The following is an 18,677-nucleotide window of genomic DNA, read 5'->3' on the forward strand; positions in this document are numbered from 1 at the left end:
TGCTGCGGGAGGCTTTTTGTTGGTAGGAAGCTGTAAACACAACTGGCCCCTGGTGGATGTTTTAGCGGCTGTAGGACGCGGAACTTTCGCCTTTGCATGCGGCAAGTTTTCAAACTTGCGAGGTCTGCGCCTGGTTTTCAGTCTGAAAACTGACCGCGTAAGCTGGCGAGAAGTCAGGACTGCGGCCTATAGACTTCCGCCAGAGGGGCTGGTAGGATAAAGTGGCAAGGAGCACTTACTCCTTAACCAACGGTGATTCTCGAAAGCCCGACGATGACTCCCGAAGCTGTGCCGAAGGGTGGCAGTATTTGGCATGATTAATCAAGGCAAGGAATCTTTTTCAATAATCAGTACCATGCCAGTCGGCTCATCAGGTAGCAATTTGATAAGAAGAGAGTCTCCTATCGAATGCTTGTTAGAACTATAGCCTTTAACTTCATAAATGCCGTCATTAAGCTTATATCGGAGGTAAAAGTCCACCCATTTTTGATAAAATACGCATCCTTAATACAAGCTCTTTTATATATACCACTGGTACGGACCTGTTCTTCTTTATTCAGAATTCTATTTCGAATGAAAAAGACCCCTAAGATCAATACAACTAGGCCGAGAAGTCCAGCATACTTCGGTAACAAATCCCTCCTCTTACTTACCTTGTGCTAGACGAGGTTTTTTATTGCTTCGTCCCGGAAGTCAGGAGCGAAGTGCAGGATGTTGGGCAGGTGGGTGAACTCCGCTTGCTGGTGCGTGGTGGTGAGGATTACGGCTTTCATGCCGGCATTCAGGGCGGCTTCGGCGCCTTTGGGCACGTCTTCGAAGACGAGGCAGTCCGTCGGATTCACGCCGAGCTGGGCGGCGGCTTTGAGGAAGGTTTCGGGGTGGGGCTTGCTCAGGGTCACGTCGTCGGCGCTGACGATGGCCTGGAAGTAGTGCCGGATGCCGAGGGTGTCGAGCACGAAGTCGATGTTGAAGGGAATGGCGGCCGAGCCGATGGCCATGCGAATGCCGCGCTGGTGGGCCCGCTCGAGAAACTCGGGCAGGCCGGGCAGCAAAGCCAGGTGGGGACGAAATTCCTCCTGGTAGCGCTGCTCTTTGCGCAGGGCCAGCTCGGCCATTTCGGCTGCGGTGAACCGGTCGGGGCCGAACATGCGCACCAGGACTTCCTGGTTTTTGCCGTACATCTGGGGCTTCACTTCCTCGCGGGTGAAATTGCCGCCCAACTCGTGGTTGAAGATGTGGTGCCAGGCGTTGGTATGATAATCCATGTCGTGGATCATCGTCCCGTTCAAGTCAAACAGAAAGGCTTTCATAGGGGAGGGAGTACACAAAAAGCTGGGGCAAACCTTGCGGCCTGCCCCAGCTCGTATTCAGGAAATATGGGTGTAGAGACGCGTATTCGCGTCTCAATCGTTGCGGACGTTGTTGAGCCGAACGAGTATCGTTCAACGACCGGGCGCGTACAACGCGCCCCTACGGCGAGGATTATTGGAGCACGTCGAGGGCCTCTTTGAGGCGGGGCAGGGCCGCTTCCATGCTTTCCAGGGAAGCGCCGCCCACCGACATGCGGAACCAGGTCGAGGTTTCGTCGGTGCCGAAGGCGCCGAAAGGCACCACCGCCAGGCGGGCCCGGGCAATGAGGTAGAAAGTAATGTCCTTGTTGGTCGCCAGCAGCTTGCCCTCGGGCGTGGTTTTGCCGATGGCGTTAATCTGGGCGGTGAGGTAGATGGCACCCTGGGGCACGACGGCATCGACGGGGTAGCCCTGCTTTTTCAGATCCTGCAGACCGTTGTAGAGCGCGTCGAGGCTGCGTTGCACTTTCACTTTGAAGCCCGTCAGGAACTCATCCACGGCGGGGCCCTTCTTTAGGTACTTAGCGGTGGCTACCTGCTCGGCCTTGGGGGCCCAGGCGCCCACATGGCCCAGAATGGACTTCATCTTGTCGATGACGTTGCTCGGGCCGAAGGCGTAGCCCACACGCACGCCGGTAGCGGCAAAGCACTTGGAAATACCGTCGATGTAGATGACGTAGTCGCGCAGCTCGGGGCGCAGGTTTACCGGGTCGTAGTGCTTGGTTTCGCCGAAGGTCAGCATCCAGTAAATCTGGTCGTACATGATGTACAACGGCTTTTCGCCCTCGGCCCGGGTTTTGTTTTCGGCAATCACCAGGTCGCAGATAGCCTCCAGGTCTTCCCGGGAAAACACGGTGCCCGTGGGGTTGAGTGGGGAGCAGAGCGCCAACAGGGTGGCACCCTTCAGGTGGGACGCTACTTCGGCCGCCGTGGGCATAAAGTTGTTTTCCACCGTGGTTTCAACCATGATGGGCTCGGCGCCGGAAAGGTGGCAGTAGTGGTTGTTGTTCCAGCTCGGCACCGGAAACACTACTTTGTCGCCGGGGTCAATCAGGGCCAGGTAGGTGGCGTAGATCAGGGGCCGGGAGCCGCCAGCTACCAGGATATCGTTGACGGAGTAGGTCAGGCCCAGGCGCTCGGTGGTGAATTCGGCCACGGCCGTGCGCAGGTCGGCCATGCCGTTGGCGGGCGGGTAGTTGGTCTGGCCGGCGGCGTAGGCGGCCGAAATTTCGGTCTGCAGGCCGTCGGGGATGGGGTAAATCGAGGGGTCGAAGTCGCCGATGGTGAGGTTGCAGATTTCCTCGCCCTTGCGAATCATGTCATTGACCTCGTTACCAATCTTGATAATCTCGGAGCCTATCAGGCTGCCGGCCATTTTAGAAACCATCATTACGTCGTTTTTTGCCAAATATAGGACTGTCGCATGTTGTGCAGCGGAATTAATTGTTGCCGTTATGATTTCTACCGGAGAAAATGAGCACTTCTGCAGGCCCGACCCAGCCAGCAGACCAGGGCCGAAAAGCAGGCAGGCCCGGACAAACAGCGTTGCCCGGGCCTGGTCACGAAATTATTCACCCTAAAAGACTTAGGCGGCTATGGCAGCTTGCTTGCGCTGCTTTTTCTTGCCTTTGCGCAGGCGGTTGAGCCACATAATAACGCCCGTTACGGGGAAGGTCACGCCCAGCAGGCACACCACTACGGCTACGATTTTCGAGGGGGTGCCGAAGATGGCGCCGGTATGCACCGGCTTGAAGGTGCGCCGCACGCGCTGGCCCAGGTTACGGTCTTCGAAGTTGAGCTTGCCCAGGGGCTGGCCGGTGTACTGATCCAGGTACAGCTCGTCGGTGGCGCCTTCGTAGGCGGCGTTGGCGGAGGTTGTATTCACCCGTACGGCTTCGGTCGAGTCCTTGGGTAGGGAAATAGCGTACGACAACGCGCCGGGCACCTGCTGCCGGGCCACGGTGTAGGCTTGGTCGAAGCTGAGCTGGCCGCCGGTCAGGTCCAGGGTCGATTTGGGGGCTTCGGGGCCTTTGGGGTCGGAGTTGGTCACGGCGAAGATGCCGTTGTTGAACCACTCAAACGACCAGGCCAGGCCCGTGAAGGCAAACACGAACAAGAACAGGGCGCTGTAGAAACCCAGCACGATGTGCAAATCGTGGTTGAGGCGCTTGAAGCTGGCGTCCCACTTAATGGTCAGGCGCTGCCGCACGATGTTGCGCGTGGCCGGCCACCACAGCACGATGCCGGTAGCAATGATGAAGAGGAACATGAGCGTGCTGACCCCCACGATGAGCTTGCCGGCTGCCCCGCCCACCATACCACGGTGCAGGGCCATCATGGTGAAAAAGAACGTGTCGCGGTAATTCACTTTGTCGAGCAGCGCGCCGGTGTAGGGGTTCACGTAGAGCACCGGGCCCCGGCCGCCTTCGCCACCGCCTTTGCCCTTCTCTCCCTTGCCTTTTTCGCCTTTGGGGCCGTGCTCGGCACTGGGTTGCTCAGCCCGGGCTTGGCCCCCTTCCGCCTTGCCTTCCCGGCCGCCTTCGGGCTTGCCACCCGGGCCGCCCGGGCCACCGGCCAGACTGATTTCCACGGTACGGGTAGGGTCGGCGTACACTTTCACTCCCCCGATTTTGGCTTTCGGGTCAGTGGCCTTTACGTTTTCAATCAGCCGGGTTAGCGGGAGGCGCGGCTGGCCCGCCGGCGGGGTTACGAAGAACCGCTCGGGGTGCCAAGCCTGGTCCAGCTCTTTCTCAAATACCAGCACGCCGCCGGTGAAGCAGACAATGGCAATGATAAGGCCCGAAGCTAAGCTTAGGTACAGGTGAATGTTGCGAAACAGGATTTTCATACAATGGTCGGTCGAGTCGGAAAGACAAAGATCGGGGTGGAGGGTGTATCGGCAGTAAACCCGGAAGGCCACCAGTTGCAGCTGGAACCTCCCGGGCTTACTTCACCGATTCACTTCCTATTTAGTTCACTTTTACAGACGGTAGCTGGCCGTAGCCGAGAAATTGCGCGGCGCAATGGGGTTCACGCTGTTGTCGTCGTGCATGTTATAGCTCAGCTCGTTGAGGAGGTTGGCCAGCTTCACCCGCAGCGAGAACCGCTCGTAGCTGTAGCCCAGCGAGGCGTCGAACTGCGTGTAGTTGGGAATGCTGATCATCTTGTTGGCATCCGCCGTTTTCCAGGCTTCACCGGTAGCGGGGTCCACCAGGCGGGGGTTGCGGCCGGCCAGCTTGTCGCCCACGTAGTACGTCGTGACGCCGGCACTCAGGCCCCGCAGGAAGCTTGTGCTGCCAAAGGCGCTGCCGAAGTTGTAGAACAAACTCAGGTTGGCCGTGTGGGCGGGGTTGTAGCGCAGGCGGCTGCCGTTTTCGTAGATGTTGCTGTTGGTGTAGGCCGTGTTGTTGTAGCTGTAGCCCGTGATTACCGACCAGCCATTCATGGGCTTGCTCTGCACATCCACTTCCACGCCTTTGCTGGTTACTTCGCCGGCCAGCTCCTGGGGGCTGTTGGTGAGGGAAGAGGCGAAGCGGGGGTCATTGGGCAGCACGCTCTGCGACTGGTTGCTGTTCACGATGCGGTAGGCCGTTACGTTGGCCGACAAGGCGCCTTTGAACAGGTCATTCTTGATACCGATTTCGTATTGGTCGATGATGGAAGGCGCCAGGCTCTTGTTCTGCAGGTCGAAACCCGAGTTGGGGGTAAACGAGTTGGAGTAAGAGGCAAACAGGGCCGTGGTTTTGACCGGCTGGAACACCACGCCCAGGCGGGGGGAGAAGGCATTGTCGAAGCGGCGGTTGTCGGCCAGGGTGCCGGCCAGCGGCACGGGGCGGGTATTGCGGTTGGCTACCGTGTTGTAGTAGTACACGTCGGAGGGCGTTTCCTGGTAGCTCCAGCGCAGGCCGGCCAACACCTTGATTTTCTCCGTCACGCTCAGCAAGTCCTGCACATAAAAGCCGGCCCGGCGGGTGTTGCCTTTGGTGTAGGTGTTGCGCACCAGATCCTGAAAGCCCGTTAGCCGCTCTTTGGGTTGGGCAATGACTTTGTTGGGGTCCAGAATGTTGATGATGTCGAAGGTCGCAATGGCTTTGCTGGCGTCGGCCGCCGTTTGCGGAGTAGTGTAGGCAATGGCGGTTGTCTGGTACTGGTCGGCATCGGCCCCCACTAGCAGGGTATGCTCCAAAAACCCGGTGCGAAATTTACCGGTCAGGTCGAGCTGGGCCAGGAAGTAGTTTTCCTGGGTTTCGGAGCGCTGCAAACCGCGGGACAGGTCGCCGTAGGTCGCCGTAGCGGCGCTGGCTACGGGGCGCGTGGCACTCATCTGCTCGTTGGCGTAGCGCTGAAAGCCAGCCACCCCGCGAATCTGCCAAGTATCGTTCAGGCGGCTGCTAAGCGTGGCGGTGGTGCTGGTTTGGCTGGTAGCGTTTTTGGCGCCGTCCACGTTCAGGAAGCGGGTGCGCGAGTCCTGAATCTGGTAGTCGATGGCCCCGATGCCGTAGTCGGGCGTGCGGTTGTCGCGCAGGTAGTCGCCTTCCACAACCAGGGTCGTGTTGGGCGTCAACTCAAACAGCAGGGAGGGATTCACATACACGCGGTCCGACTCGACCTTGTCGCGGAAGCTGTTGGCTTTTTCAAACGTACCGTTCAGGCGGAAGGCTACTTTGTCGCTGTTGCCCACCGCGCCGTACACGTCGACCATGGGCTTCCAGAAGCCGAAGGAGCCCACGCGCAGACCTACTGAGCCGCCGCGCTCAAACTGGGGCTTCTTGGTGACCAGGTTCAGGACGCCGCCGGCGGCCACGTTGCCGTAGAGAATGGCGGCGCTGCCTTTCAGTACTTCCATGCGCTCCAGGGAGCTGGCCTCGGGCATTACGCCGTTGTTGAAGCGCACCCCATTCTTAAAGGTGTTGTTCGAGCCGTAGGCGAAGCCCCGGCTGCCCAGTTCTTCCTGGGTACCACCGGTGGTGCTCGTCACATACAGGCCGCTCACGTTGGCCAGCGCGTCGCTCAGGCGCAGCACCTGCTGCTGCTCGAGGACCTGCCGGTCGACGGTGACGGCAGCCTGGGGCAGATCCAGCGGGGCAATGGGCATCTTGCTGATGCTGGCCGGGCGCTGGTTGAGGCCGCGCTGCTCGGTGATTTTCACCTCCGCCAGCTCGTGTTTGTTGACTTGCAGGGTAAGGGTGGGGATGGTCGTGGTTTTACCGGCCAGCACTTCCACCGAAGTTTCCTGGGTTACGTAGCCCAGGCCGCTGATGTGCAGTAGCTGCACTCCCGCCTCGGCTTTAAGCTTGAAGCTACCATCAGCGGCCGTATTGACCCCGGTACCGGCCTTTTTCAGGCTCACGGAAATATTCTCCAGCGGGCCGCCGTCCGCGCCAATCATCTTACCGACAATCAAGCCACCCACTGCCTGGGCCCAGCTGGTCGTGGGCAGAAATAGAGTGAGAAGTAGTAGCGGTAGCAGTAGAAAACGGCGCATTGGTTATTTAGAATGATTAAACTTAAGGCAAAGTTGGGGCTTGTTTAGAAAGGATCCAAATAAAATATCAGCTTTTTAGAATGATTCCAGAAATCGGGGCCGAGGTAACGAAGGCGAAATGCCTTACAACGTGTTCAGCGTAAGGCAGGGCCCAGCCTACCCAATCTGCCCGAAGGAGGTTGGTAGTCGGTCCTTTCCTCGTAAACTTGACCGCGCCTGAACTCCTTACTAGTATGCTGGTTCACCTGAAGAACTATCTGCAGGCCAAGCTGCCGCTCTCCGAGGCGCAGTTTGATGCCCTGGCCCCGTTGCTGCTGCCCCGCCACCTGGCCCGGCAGCAGGTGTTGGTGCAGCAGGGGGAGGTGGGCCGCTACGGAGCCTTCGTTACCCAGGGCTGCCTGCGCAGCTATGTCGTCGATAAGAAGGGCAAGGAGCACGTACTGCAGTTTGCCCCCGAAAACTGGTGGATAGCCGATCAGTACGGGTTGATTCACCACGAGCCGGCCCTGTTTTCCATCGATACGTTGGAAGAGTCGCAGGTGCTGTTGTTCGGCCCCGATTTCTACCAGCAGCTTCCCCAGCTGGGTCCGCCGTTGCAGACGTTTTTCTACGAGTTGCAGCAGAACAGCATGCAGGCCATGCAAAAGCGCCTGATTGCCACGCTCAGTGCCACGGCCGAGGAACGCTACCTGGATTTTATTCGCACCTACCCGTCGTTGGCGCAGCGCCTGCCCCTGCGCCTGATTGCCGCTTACCTGGGCATTACCCCGGAAAGTTTGAGCCGCATCCGCAAGGAGCTGGCGGGCCATAGGTAGCAGTAGGGCCACTTGCTACAAGTAGGTTGGGTGTCACCGGGCAGGCAAGCCATGACCCCCACTTTGATTGCGCCCGTTCACCCATTTTCTTATCCTACATCAAGGCGCGGGGCTAACCGGGGCGGTAATTTTGGGTTATACCTACGGAAGCAGCATGCACCGCCCCACTTTTCTCCCAATGCGGGCTCTGCTTCCCTTTTGCCTCCGCCATGAACCTCCGCGACATTCATAAAACGGCCACTTCCTTCCCAAAATCAGAGCGGATGCCCGTGCTCTTCGTGGGCCACGGCTCCCCGATGAACGCCCTGGAAGACAATGCCTTTACCCGCCGCCTCAAGCAGTTGGGCCGCGAAATCCGGCAGCGCCAGGTGCCCCATGCCATTCTGGTCGTTTCGGCCCACTGGCTGACCCGCGGCACCTTTGCCGGCCTGAACGCCCAGCCCGAAACCATCCACGACTTCGGGGGCTTTCCCCGGGAGCTGTTTGACATGCAGTACCCCGCCCCGGGTGCGCCTGCCGTTGCCCAGTCCATCATCGAGCATGTGCACGAGGTGCACGGCTCCCACGACTGGGGCCTCGACCACGGCACCTGGACCATTCTGCACCACCTGTTTCCGGATGCTACTATTCCCGTATTTCAGCTGAGCCTGGACGTGACCAAGTCCATGCAGCAGCACTTTGATTTGGCCCGGCAGCTGCAGTTTCTGCGGGAGCGGGGCGTCCTCATTGTGGGCAGTGGCAACATCGTGCACAACCTGCGCCAGAGCATGCCCAAGCTCATGATGGGCGACGCCACACCCTACGACTGGGCCACCGAGTTCGATGAGTGGGTGAAAACCAGAATCGACCGGCGCGACTTTGCCAGCCTGGTCAACTACCAACAGCTGGCCGGCGCCAGTGGCCAGCTGTCGGTGCCTACTACCGACCACTACTTGCCCGTGCTCTACAGTTTAGGCTTGGCCGACCAAGACGAGGACATCACCCACGCCTTCGAGGAAGTCAGCTACGGTGGCCTGAGCATGCGCACCTTTATGGCTGGTTAATAGCCAAGACCGGGTAGCCAATGACTACAAGAAAGCCCCCTCGGACGCTGCGTCTGAAGGGGGCTTTCTTGTAGTTGGTGAACCACATCGGCGGGTTAAGCGCCGGAGTAGGTAGGCCAACAGGGACGAAACTGGCGGTTACCTGACTTTGCTGTAAACCAGTATGTTGCCACCGGCTACGTATTCCAATTCCAGGCTGGTGTCGTCGAGGGAGGCAATGTGCCAGCACATGTTGTCGGCCGGCACCACCAGGTAGGATTCGTTGTCGCCGGGAGTGGCAGCGCCGTTTTCCCCGGGGCAGGCTTTATCGAGCACGAAGGGCTTGCTGCCCAGGCGCTGGCCGTCGTAATAGTCGAGGTAGCGGTGGTCCTTGAACTCAATGACATCCTTTTCATCCTGAGTGCTTTGCCATTTTCCCTGCAGTAGCGCCAGCGTGGAAGTGGGGGCGAGGGAGGTAGCGGCCGGCGCAGCACCTGCCGCTGGGGCGGCCCCAGGCAAAGGGGCGGCAGTGGGTGCCGTTTCGGCCGCTGTAGAGTCAGCCGAAACTGGCGAGGAAACGGAAGAAGTAACGTTGTCGTGGCTGCAGGCAGCGAGCAGCAGGGTACTAACCAGCGCACGGCGCAAAAGATGGTAATGGGGCATAGGAAAAGAATAGGGAAGGCAAGGGCCCATTCGGAAGCACCCCTAACGAACCAGCAAAGCTAAAGCAACCCGCGTTTTGGCTAAGATTGCAGCTATGAAAAACCTGCTGCACCCGGATTTAGCATTTCGCCTGAACGGCCGCCTCTGGATTGAAGGCCCCGACGACCGGTTTATGGGCATCGGGCGGCTGGAGCTGCTGGAGAAAATTCAGCGTTTGGGCTCTATTTCCAAGGCGGCCCAGGAAATGGGAATGTCCTACAAGCGGGCTTGGGAGTTGGTTAGCTCCATGAATCAGCAGGCCCGGGAGCCGCTGGTGAGTACCCAAACCGGTGGTAAACGGGGCGGGGGGGCCGTAGTGACAGCAGCCGGGCAGCAGATGCTCCGGGAGTTTGCGGCTTTGCAGGCGCGGTTTCAGGCATTTCTGGCCGAGGAAACCCAGCGGCTGGCCGAATGAGGCAGTTTGCTTGCAAGAGTTAGCACAAACACCGGTAGGCTGGGATTGGGCTGAAAACCATCGGCCGGTTTAGGCGTTATGTTTGCAGGAATACAACGCTAATCCCGTATCGTGGTGCCTATGCAAACGTTTACCCGCGGCCAGCCTAAGTGGAGAATCGCTATAACCAGCCTGCTGGTGGCCGGAGCGGCCCGCAGCGAGGCCCAAATGCGCCCGGCGCAAGCTGCCCCCGACACGGTGCCCCCGCGTTTGGTGCAGCTGCAGGAAGTAGTGGTAGCCGCTTCGCGCGTGGAGGAAAGCATTTTACAGTCGCCCGTGACGGTAGAAAAGCTCAACGCCCGGACCCTGCGCCTGACGCCGGCCCCATCGTTTTTCGACGCCCTGGAAGGAGTGAAGGGCGTGCAGGTAATCACGCCCAGTCTGGGCTTTAAGGTGGTCAATGCCCGGGGCTTTGCCAATACGACCAACGTGCGTTTCGTGCAGCTCGTGGATGGCATCGACAATCAGGCCCCGCATATCGGCGGGCCTATCGGCAACGCGCTGGGGCCTAGTGACCTGGATATTGCCAGCGTGGAGATAGTGCCCGGCGCAGCGGCCGCGCTTTACGGCCTCAACGCCATCAACGGCCTGGCCAACTTCAGCACCCGTAACCCTTTTACTGCGGCGGGCCTGAGCGTGCAGCAGAAGACCGGGGTGAATCATTTGAATGACTCGAACGTGGGCGTGAAAGCCTACGCCGAAACCAGTGTGCGCTACGCCCAGGTGCTCAGTTCTAAGCTGGCCTTTAAAGTAAATGGCACCTACAGCCGGGGCTACGACTGGATTGCCGACGACCAAACCGAGCTAAACCCCACCGGCAATGCTACCACGGGCCTGCTGGGGGCCGACAACCCCGCCCGCGACCCGGTGAACAGCTACGGCAACGAGTCGTCGAACCGGCTCACGTTTCGGCGCGGGGGCAAAACCTACTCCGTGGCCCGCACCGGCTACGACGAGCAGGACGTGGTAGACTACCACCTGCAAACCCTTAAGGCGGATGCGGCGCTGCACTACAAGCCGGGCCCCGCCACCGAGTTGGCCTACACCTACCGCCTGGCCGTGCTTGACAATGTGTATCAGCGCTCCAACCGGTTTCAGCTGCAGGACTACCGGCTGCAGCAGCACGCCCTGCAGCTGCTGGGCCCCGTGGTGCAGGCCCGGGCCTACCTCACGCGCGAAAACACCGGCAAAAGTTACAACCTGCGCTCCATGGCCGAGAACCTGGACCGCAACTACAAGTCGGACAATACCTGGCTGGCCGACTACGGCACGGCTTATGACCAGACCATCGGGGCCGGCCGGCCGGTAGCCCAGGCGCACGCCGCCGCCCGGCTGGCCGCCGATGCGGGCCGCTACCAACCAGGCACGGCTTTGTTCAGCCGGAAGCTAAGCGAGCTGCAGAATATTAACAATTGGGACCTGGGCGCGGCGCTGCGCGTACAGGCCAACCTGCTGCACGCCGAAACCCAGGTGGATGTGGCCGAGGCCCTGCGCCGGGGCCGCCGTACGTGGCTGCCGGCCAACGTGGATCTGCGGGCCGGGGCCGACCACCGCACCTACCTTATTGTGCCCGATGGCAACTATTTCATCAATCCGGAGAAAGGCAGGGACCCGCTGCGCGACAACCTGGTGTATGGTAAAACGGGCGGCTTTGTGCAGGCTGGGGCGCGTTTTTTCGACCAGAAAGTACGCCTGACGGCCACCCTGCGGGCCGATAAGAACGACTACTTCGACCTGCGCTTCAACCCGCGCCTGACGGCGGTGTACTCGCCTGCCCCGCGGCACAACTTTCGGGTAAGCTACCAGAGCGGCTACCGGTTTCCAAGCCTATTCGAAGGGTTTTCCAACGTGAATAGTGGGCAGGTAAAACGCATCGGCGGGCTGCGGGTTATGTCCGACGGGGTGTTTGAGAACAGCTACCTGCGTAGCAGCATCGACGCGTTCAACGCCGCCGTAACGGCCAGCGTGAATGCCAACAGCTCTACGACGCTGACGCCGGCCCAGAAGCAAAGCCTGGCTATTGAGCAGAATAAGAAGTTATTGCAGCGCAACCCCTATACCTACCTGCGTCCCGAACAAATCCGGTCGTTGGAAGTGGGCTACAAGGCGGCCCTGCTGCCAGGGGGCGCGCTGCTGCTCGACGTGGATTTTTACTACAACGCCTACCGCGACTTTATTGCCCAGGTGGAAGCCTACGTGCCCAAGACCCCAAACCCCGACTCGGCCGCCATTTACCTTACCAACCGCAGCACCCAGAACCGCTACCGCCTCTGGACCAACGCTCAAACCCGGGTCTATAACTACGGTGGCTCGGTGGGACTGCGCTACGAACGGGCCGCTGGGCTGCTGGCCGGGGCCAATGCCACCTACGCCCGCCTGGCCCGCACCGAATCGGGCGACGGGCTGGAAGACGGTTTCAACACCCCGCGCTGGATGCTGAATCTGAGCCTGGGCCACGAAAACGTGTACCACCACCTGGGTTTCGGGCTGAGCTACCACTGGCAGCAGCATTACTCTTCCCAGACGTTTTTGGTCAGCGGCGAGGTGCCTGCCTACCACAGCCTCGATGCCCAGCTGACCTACGTAGTGCCCCAGCCCGAGCTGCGTTTCAAGCTGGGGGCTACCAACGTGCTGAACCACTACTACACCTCCTTTCTGGGCGGCCCCAGCGTGGGCGGGCTGTATTATCTGTCGGTAAGCTGCTTGGTCAGCAAGTTGCGGTAAGCTCCGCGACGCCCCCACAAAGTAACCTTTACCCGCATTGCCGACGGTGAGGCGTGCAACTGCGGCGGCCTTCCGGTGTTATTGCGTGCCTAGTCTCTTTGCCGGCCGCCGTAGGTGGCCCGGGAAGGACCGGTGGGCCTAGGGCCAGAGAGCCTCAGGTGACCCGGCTTGCGGAAAGGAGTGGGCGCCTGAGCCGGTGGAGTTCTGGCTTTCGTGCTACTTTTGTGGTTTCCCCGAACGGCCAGGGGGCGCCGCAGTCCCTGGGCCGAATCTTTTAAAACGACCTGGTCGTGCTTTTCCTTTCCTGACGTATGCTGAAGAAGTGTGTTGCCCTGTTTTGTTTGAGTGTTCTGCCCTTCAGCCTGATGGCCTGGGGCGTGCAGGGGCACCGGGTGGTGGCCAAGATTGCCGAGAATCACCTGTCCAAAAAAGCCAAAGACCAGATTACCCTGCTGCTGGGCTCCGAGCGGTTTCCGCTCACGGCCAGCTGGGCCGACGAAGTACGCAACTCCCCGGAGTTTGAGGGCACGGGTCCCTGGCACTTTATCAACACGCCCCTGGGCCTGCCCTTCGACCAGTATGTGGGCGTCGTGAAAGAGTTGAAAGACCCCAATGCCTACATTGCCCTGACCCAGAACCTGAAGGACTTGAAAGACCCGGGCAAAACCAAGGAGCAGAAGCTGGTGGCCCTCAAGTTTGTGGTGCACATCGTGGGCGACGTGCACCAGCCCATGCACGTAAGCCGGGCCGAAGACAAGGGCGGCAATGCCATTCAGGTGAAATACCAGGGCAAAGACACCAACCTGCACAGCCTCTGGGACAGTGGTCTGCTCGACTACGAAGGCATGACCTACTCGGAGCTGGCCGTGCTGCTCGACAAGCCCACGCCCCTGCAGGTGCAGCAGTGGCAGAAAGACGACATCACCAAGTGGCTCTGGGAATCGTACAGCATCAGCCAGCAGCTCTACGCCGAAACCGAGAAAAGCGCCACGTTCGACTACAAGTACGTGCCGGCTCACTTGCCCACGGTAGAAGACCGGCTGCTGCAGGCCGGTATCCGGTTGGCGGGCGTGCTGAATGCCGTATTTGGCTAAGCGCCAGTTCCCTGTTTCTGTGTTCTGTCGAAGCCACCCAGTCTGGGTGGCTTCGTTGTTTTAGGTAGGGGCTTCGGCTGGGTCTGCCGAAGCCCGCCCTTAGTCCGCTACCGCCTGCCCGAAGTGTCGCTGCAGCACCGTACGAATCTTCTCCTTGGTCAGGGGCTTGCTCAGAAAGCCGGCAATGGGTAGGTTCTGCATCCGGCCCATGTCCAGGGGGTTGAGCGAGGTAGTGAGCATAATGATAACTGCCTCGCGCTGGACGGCCGGCAGCCGCACATAGGCCTCCAGAAACTCGAAGCCGTCCATGACGGGCATTTTCATATCCAGCAAAATCAGGGTGGGGCAGGGGGAGGGGCCCTGCGGGGAGCAGTTCTGCAACACGCGCAGGGCTTCCTGCCCGTTCAGCGCCGTCAGGAGCTGCTCCGTAACGGCGAGGCGTTGGAAGAGCAGCTGGTTCAGGTAATTCGTAGTGTCGTCGTCATCGACCAGCAAAACGGCGGGAAGCTTGTGCATACAAGGAAGAAAGGTGCCCAACCGGGGGGCGTCGATGATTAGTTTCTAAAATAGACGAAGAAGCTGCTGCCCTGGCCCGGCTGGCTGCTCACCACGATGTAGCCGCCCATGTTTTCCACCATTTTCTTGACCATGTACAGCCCAATGCCCGAGCCCTCGACGTGGTCGTGAAAGCGTTGGAACATGCTGAACAGCTTGGGCCGCTGAATATCGTCGATGCCCAGACCGTTGTCGTGCACTTCGAGCACGGTGTACTGCTCTTCGCGCCGGCAGCGCAGCTCAATGCGGGGGGGGCGGTCGGGGGCCCGGTATTTCAGCGCATTGCTGAGCAGGTTGTACACCACCGAGCGAAGATTTTTTTCCGGAAACACAATGGCCGGGCAGTCACCCAGATGGAGTAGTAGTTCGGCCTGGGTTTCGTGCAGAAAGGGGGCCAGGTCGAGGCGTACGTCGTCGATGACGCTGGACAGCTCCACCGGGGTGCTGGCGGGAGAATGCTCTTTCTGCAGTTTGGATACATCCGTCAAATGGGCAATGGTGCGCTTGAAGCGGTTCACCGAATCGAGCATACGAGCCAGAATGGGCCCCACACTATCGGTGCTGGCTACCTCTGGCGGCAGTTCCTCCCGCAGGGCATTCAGCAGGCCCTCGATGTTGGTGATGGGGGCCTTCAGGTCGTGGCTGGCCGTGTAGATGAAGTTGTCCAGGTCCACGTTGGTGCGCGTGAGCTGCTGGTTGGAGTCCAGTAACTCTTCATTGGAGGCCTGCAGCTCCTCGTTGATGGCCGCCAGTTCTTCGTTCAGGCTCTGAACCTGCTGGCGGGCCATTACCTGTTCGGTAATGTCGTTGATGAGCGTGTAGAAGCCCACGACCTGCCCCTGCTGCACATCGGGCACGTAGCTGGTCCGGATATACTTCACGAAATCCTTGCGGTAGGGCATACGGGCCTCAAAGTCAAGGTTTTCACCGGCTAAGGCCCGCTCGATATAGCCTTCAATTCCTTGGTAAGCCTCTTGGCCCACAATATCGACCACCCGCTGGCCCAGCAGCTCCTGGGGCTCTCGGTTAAACCAGCTCTTGTAGGCTTGGTTGGCGAAGCGGTAGCGCTGGTCCCGGTCGAGGTAGCCGATGAGCACTGGCAAGGCGTCGGTCAGCAGCTGCAGCCGGTGGGCACTGGCCTCGCTGGCCTGGCGGGCCAGTACTTGCTCGGTCACCTCAAAGGCAAATACCAGCACGCCGTCTATCTGGCCTTGCTCATCGTAGCGGGCCTGCTGAATATAGTTAAAGTAAAAATCCTTGAGCGGGCCGTTTTCGTACTCCGCTACGGGAATATGAATGGCTGTTTCCTCGTGGGAAATACCGGTTTGGTACACCCGGCGCAGCGTATGCCACACGGGCTGGTCCTGCAGTTCGGGCAAAGCGGCCAGCAAGGGTTTGCCCAGCAAGCTACGGCCCGGAAACAACTGCTGGTAGCTCGGATTGACCAGCTCGTACACCAGGTCGGGGCCGCCGAGGATGCAGATGGCGGCCGGGGCCTGCATGAAGAGTGTTTCCAGGCGCTGGCGCTGATGCTCCGTTTCCATCTGAGCGGTCTGCAGGGCCATGGTGCGCTCGGCCACGCGGTTTTCCAATTGCTGATTGAGCTGATGCAGGGAAATCTGCGTTCGGCTCAGCTCATCATTATTCGCCAGCGCTTCCTCATTGAAGGCCTGCAACTCCTCGTTGGTAGCAGCTAGCTCCTCATTCAGGATATTCGTTTTCAGCTCCTGGGCCTCGATCAGCTGGCGGGCCTGCACCTGCTCACTCACGTCGTAAGCAAAGATCAGGACGCCGATGATGGTTTCATTGCTGTCCCGGATGGCCTGGTAGATAAAGTTGAAATACACCGGGTCGAGCCGGCCGGAGTTGGTGCGGTCCAGGTAGGCTACCTGCTCATTGCCGTAGTAGGTTTCGCCCGTGCGGTACACTTGCTGCAGCAGCTCGGGGAAGGATTGCTCAATCAATTCGGGCCAGGCTTCGCGCAACGGTTTGCCCACGAGTACCCGATTACCGACCAGCTGCTGATACAAAGGGTTGACCAGCGTAAAGGTCAGCTCGGGGCCTTCGAGGCGGGCAATACAGGCCGGGGCCTGCATAATCATGCGCTCCAGCTGCTGGCGCTGGGCCTCGGCTTCGGCCCGGGCCACCTGTTCGCGGGCTTGGCTTGCGCGTAGCGAAATCTCGACGGGCGAGCGGGGCTGGTCGGCTGTATCGGTAAAGCTGACCAGCAGCCCCGGGCCGGTGCGGCGGGCGACCAAGCAGTAGTAATTATCGTAGCCGTCGGCCTGGTAGTTGATATTGTACGAGCGTGGCTCCCCGGACACGAACGCATCGACGTGGAAGTCGAACGTACCGTGGGCCTTGCTCTGGGGCCACTGCTGCAGATGCGTCAGGGTGGGGCGCTCGGGCATGCTCATCATGCGCTGGGCCGCCGGATTCAAGTACACGAAGGCAAAATCGACGATGGTATGCTTGTCGGCCGGATCCAGGATGGGGGTGTAGTAAATCAGGCCGGTGAGCGACATGTCTAAGACGGTGCGCAGCATTTCATCGGCCGGCAGCCAGTCGGGAAGCTTGGTCGGCAGAGCAGGGGAAGAAGACATTTCGTGCGTATAGTAACTACGATAAGCGGTAGCTCGCAGTAAAAAATCAACGATGAGATATGAGGGCGTTTTCTCATACGCAGATTTGCCCCGAAAGTAGTGACCTTCGTTGGTTCCGCTGCTGCGGGCCGCTAGCCGGCCAGTTCGGCCGCCCTTTCACCAGCCTGAGCGCCCGGTCTGACGGCGGGCAGCCGTGCTGGGCAAAAGCCAGGGCATTACCACGTCCCAGGCGGGCTTGGCGCGGCCGGTTCGAACTGGCCCCATTGTGAACAAGATAAGCTGCTCCTAACTTGGAAAATACCTGCTGCCGCGACTGCTACAAGCTAGTAGGCTCGCAGTAGTTTCTGCAGGGGCTCTTCCACAAACCGGAAAAGCAGAAGGGAAAGCAGGACCAGCAGAATAAAGCACACCGCTATCTGCGACGAAATATACGTGGTGATAAAAGGAGTAATAACGCTGAAGTGAACCAGGTAAAAGGCGTAGGAACTCTTACCCAGCAAACCAAGCACCCGGGTTTCGAGCAGGCGCCGCAGCCACGTCGGTTCTGAAAGCAGACCGTAGAGCAGCAGCACGACGCCCGCCGGAAGCACAAAGTTGTTGATGCCGATACTGATAAAGCTGAAGGAATCAAGGCCTTCCTTGACCGGGTTCGAGTAGGCCATAGCCCCGATGCAGACGACCATCAGCAGCAAGCCGGCCCAGGTAGTATGGCGGGCCCGAGCCGGTGCGGGCTGCCGCCGGATAAATAAGGCCAGCCCCATGCCACTGAGAAATTCCACGCACCGCCCAAAAAACGTGTACGTGAGCATATAGGGGTAGGAACCAAAAAAGCCCATCCAGTGCGGGGCCTGCCAGACAAACAGCCCCCCGATGGCCAGCAACAGCAGACTTGCCGCTACTAGTAGCAGGTAGCGCAGGCGCGGCGCCGGCGTCCTGGCCAGGAGCAGTAAAAGCACAGGAGCCAGCAGGTAGAAGGTTTCCTCAACCGTCAGCGTCCAGCCCGGCGGTACCCCCGTGAAGATAATGTCGCGGAAAAAGGCCCGCAGAAGCGTGAAATTGAGGAAGAGGACGATTTCCCGGTCGTATCCCTTGTACTGATGCCACTGGTCGTTGATATCCTGGCTATAGCCCAGCCCGATCAGCAAAAACGTAGTGGCAGTTATCAGAAAGTACAGCGGATAAATCCGGGCAAACCGGTTGCGGAAATACCTCATCAGCCAGGGCCGTGATATTTGCACGCTGTCGAGGTAGCGCGTGCAGATCAGAAAGCCGCTGAGCACGAAAAAGATGGTTACGCCCGTATTTCCCTCGTGGGCTATTTTCCAGGGCAGGGAGCCTGTTGCAAAAGGATTGAAATGGGTAAAGAAAACCAGGTAGGCGGCCACGGCCCGCAGACCCGTCAGGGCCGGAAAATACCGGGAAACTAGGGGGGAGCGTATTACCTGCCGCTTCGCATCAGATACAACCATGCACAAGGAAATTTGCTTCGTAGGCAAACGCTGACCAGTAGAGTATATTGCTTTTTCTTTATTTGTGTAATGCGGGTTGGGGAGGTAACTGTGTGAAAAACAGAAGTATATACGTAGATGCTATTCGATGATCGTACAGCTGCGACAAGGCAGGTAGCGGTTGGCTGCAGTCCGGAAAAGGCCCCAGGAACCGGCTGCAATAGCTTCCCCGTTGCCAAAGAAAAAGCTGCCTGGCAGTTTTGCTCCAACCTCTACTGTAGCAACCCCAGGCCTGAAAAAGCAGTAGGGCAGAACTTCATTCGGCCGGCCCAGCACGGCTGAGGCGGGTTCCCTGGCTAGGGCACCCGCCTAAAAGCCGGCAGGCCCGCTCTGTCTTTGCCCGCAAGGGCAGGTAAGCAGACGCAG

General features: G+C 59.5%; 13 protein-coding genes. 5 read left to right on the forward strand and 8 right to left on the reverse strand.

The genetic code is table 11. The features are described 5' to 3' along the window. Window positions 1-659: 659 nt before the first annotated feature. The 4 genes from E5K02_RS01815 to E5K02_RS01830 all read right to left on the reverse strand — a co-directional run bounded on the left by E5K02_RS01815 (window position 660) and on the right by E5K02_RS01830 (window position 6,834). The gene (locus E5K02_RS01815) at window positions 660-1,310 is read right to left on the reverse strand and encodes an HAD family hydrolase (RefSeq protein WP_135391598.1); all 651 of its coding nucleotides are present in this window, start codon (window positions 1,308-1,310) and stop codon (window positions 660-662) included. Window positions 1,311-1,482: 172 nt separating this feature from the next. Continuing rightward, window positions 1,483-2,739 (reverse strand): pyridoxal phosphate-dependent aminotransferase, encoded by a 1,257-nt coding sequence (locus E5K02_RS01820; RefSeq protein ID WP_135391599.1) that lies wholly within the window; start codon window positions 2,737-2,739, stop codon window positions 1,483-1,485. Window positions 2,740-2,934: 195 nt separating this feature from the next. Next, complete coding sequence (locus tag E5K02_RS01825) at window positions 2,935-4,197, reverse strand: PepSY-associated TM helix domain-containing protein (protein WP_135391600.1); 1,263 nt, start codon at window positions 4,195-4,197, stop codon at window positions 2,935-2,937. A 132-nt stretch (window positions 4,198-4,329) separates the two neighbouring features. Further along, window positions 4,330-6,834: a TonB-dependent receptor gene (locus tag E5K02_RS01830; protein ID WP_135391601.1), complete on the reverse strand. Its 2,505-nt coding sequence runs from the start codon at window positions 6,832-6,834 to the stop codon at window positions 4,330-4,332. Between the two features lie 233 nt (window positions 6,835-7,067). On the opposite strand from E5K02_RS01830, the gene E5K02_RS01835 reads away from it, so the two are divergent. Next, on the forward strand, window positions 7,068-7,649 hold the full coding sequence (locus tag E5K02_RS01835; RefSeq protein WP_135391602.1) for a Crp/Fnr family transcriptional regulator: 582 nt from the start codon (window positions 7,068-7,070) through the stop codon (window positions 7,647-7,649). Between the two features lie 209 nt (window positions 7,650-7,858). After that, window positions 7,859-8,692 carry a 4,5-DOPA-extradiol-dioxygenase gene (gene ygiD / locus E5K02_RS01840; RefSeq protein ID WP_135391603.1) on the forward strand — a complete coding sequence of 278 codons (834 nt, stop codon included), beginning with the start codon at window positions 7,859-7,861 and terminating at the stop codon, window positions 8,690-8,692. Window positions 8,693-8,830: 138 nt separating this feature from the next. On the opposite strand, the gene E5K02_RS01845 is transcribed toward ygiD, so the two are convergent. After that, window positions 8,831-9,334, reverse strand: coding sequence for a hypothetical protein (locus E5K02_RS01845; RefSeq protein WP_135391604.1), 504 nt, complete (start codon window positions 9,332-9,334; stop codon window positions 8,831-8,833). A 94-nt stretch (window positions 9,335-9,428) separates the two neighbouring features. Between E5K02_RS01845 and E5K02_RS01850 the strand changes: the two genes are divergently transcribed. From E5K02_RS01850 to E5K02_RS01860, 3 genes are all read left to right on the forward strand, one after another. Then, window positions 9,429-9,788, forward strand: coding sequence for a winged helix-turn-helix domain-containing protein (locus tag E5K02_RS01850; protein ID WP_135391605.1), 360 nt, complete (start codon window positions 9,429-9,431; stop codon window positions 9,786-9,788). Between the two features lie 120 nt (window positions 9,789-9,908). Then, complete coding sequence (locus tag E5K02_RS01855) at window positions 9,909-12,551, forward strand: TonB-dependent receptor (protein ID WP_240737110.1); 2,643 nt, start codon at window positions 9,909-9,911, stop codon at window positions 12,549-12,551. Between the two features lie 341 nt (window positions 12,552-12,892). Further along, window positions 12,893-13,645 carry a S1/P1 nuclease gene (locus tag E5K02_RS01860; protein WP_167856249.1) on the forward strand — a complete coding sequence of 251 codons (753 nt, stop codon included), beginning with the start codon at window positions 12,893-12,895 and terminating at the stop codon, window positions 13,643-13,645. 99 nt (window positions 13,646-13,744) lie between these two features. On the opposite strand, the gene E5K02_RS01865 is transcribed toward E5K02_RS01860, so the two are convergent. From E5K02_RS01865 to E5K02_RS01875, 3 genes are all read right to left on the reverse strand, one after another. Next, window positions 13,745-14,161, reverse strand: coding sequence for a response regulator (locus E5K02_RS01865; protein WP_135391607.1), 417 nt, complete (start codon window positions 14,159-14,161; stop codon window positions 13,745-13,747). Between the two features lie 38 nt (window positions 14,162-14,199). Continuing rightward, the gene (locus E5K02_RS01870; RefSeq protein ID WP_135391608.1) at window positions 14,200-16,803 is read right to left on the reverse strand and encodes a PAS domain-containing sensor histidine kinase; all 2,604 of its coding nucleotides are present in this window, start codon (window positions 16,801-16,803) and stop codon (window positions 14,200-14,202) included. 323 nt (window positions 16,804-17,126) lie between these two features. Beyond that, window positions 17,127-18,272 (reverse strand): acyltransferase family protein, encoded by a 1,146-nt coding sequence (locus tag E5K02_RS01875; protein ID WP_135391609.1) that lies wholly within the window; start codon window positions 18,270-18,272, stop codon window positions 17,127-17,129. Window positions 18,273-18,677: the final 405 nt, after the last annotated feature.

Origin of the sequence: Hymenobacter metallicola, from assembly GCF_004745645.1 — a bacterium.
In the GTDB taxonomy this organism is placed as follows: domain Bacteria; phylum Bacteroidota; class Bacteroidia; order Cytophagales; family Hymenobacteraceae; genus Hymenobacter; species Hymenobacter metallicola.

Bases quoted from the DNA above. Each gene is read 5' to 3' on its own strand.
- ygiD (WP_135391603.1), top strand. From the start codon at position 7,859: ATGAACCTCCGCGACATTCATAAAACGGCCACTTCCTTCCCAAAATCA.
- E5K02_RS01865 (WP_135391607.1), bottom strand. From the start codon at position 14,161: ATGCACAAGCTTCCCGCCGTTTTGCTGGTCGATGACGACGACACTACG.
- E5K02_RS01870 (WP_135391608.1), bottom strand. From the start codon at position 16,803: ATGTCTTCTTCCCCTGCTCTGCCGACCAAGCTTCCCGACTGGCTGCCG.
- E5K02_RS01845 (WP_135391604.1), bottom strand. From the start codon at position 9,334: ATGCCCCATTACCATCTTTTGCGCCGTGCGCTGGTTAGTACCCTGCTG.
- E5K02_RS01855 (WP_240737110.1), top strand. From the start codon at position 9,909: ATGCAAACGTTTACCCGCGGCCAGCCTAAGTGGAGAATCGCTATAACC.
- E5K02_RS01875 (WP_135391609.1), bottom strand. From the start codon at position 18,272: ATGGTTGTATCTGATGCGAAGCGGCAGGTAATACGCTCCCCCCTAGTT.
- E5K02_RS01820 (WP_135391599.1), bottom strand. From the start codon at position 2,739: ATGATGGTTTCTAAAATGGCCGGCAGCCTGATAGGCTCCGAGATTATC.
- E5K02_RS01850 (WP_135391605.1), top strand. From the start codon at position 9,429: ATGAAAAACCTGCTGCACCCGGATTTAGCATTTCGCCTGAACGGCCGC.
- E5K02_RS01835 (WP_135391602.1), top strand. From the start codon at position 7,068: ATGCTGGTTCACCTGAAGAACTATCTGCAGGCCAAGCTGCCGCTCTCC.
- E5K02_RS01830 (WP_135391601.1), bottom strand. From the start codon at position 6,834: ATGCGCCGTTTTCTACTGCTACCGCTACTACTTCTCACTCTATTTCTG.
- E5K02_RS01815 (WP_135391598.1), bottom strand. From the start codon at position 1,310: ATGAAAGCCTTTCTGTTTGACTTGAACGGGACGATGATCCACGACATG.
- E5K02_RS01825 (WP_135391600.1), bottom strand. From the start codon at position 4,197: ATGAAAATCCTGTTTCGCAACATTCACCTGTACCTAAGCTTAGCTTCG.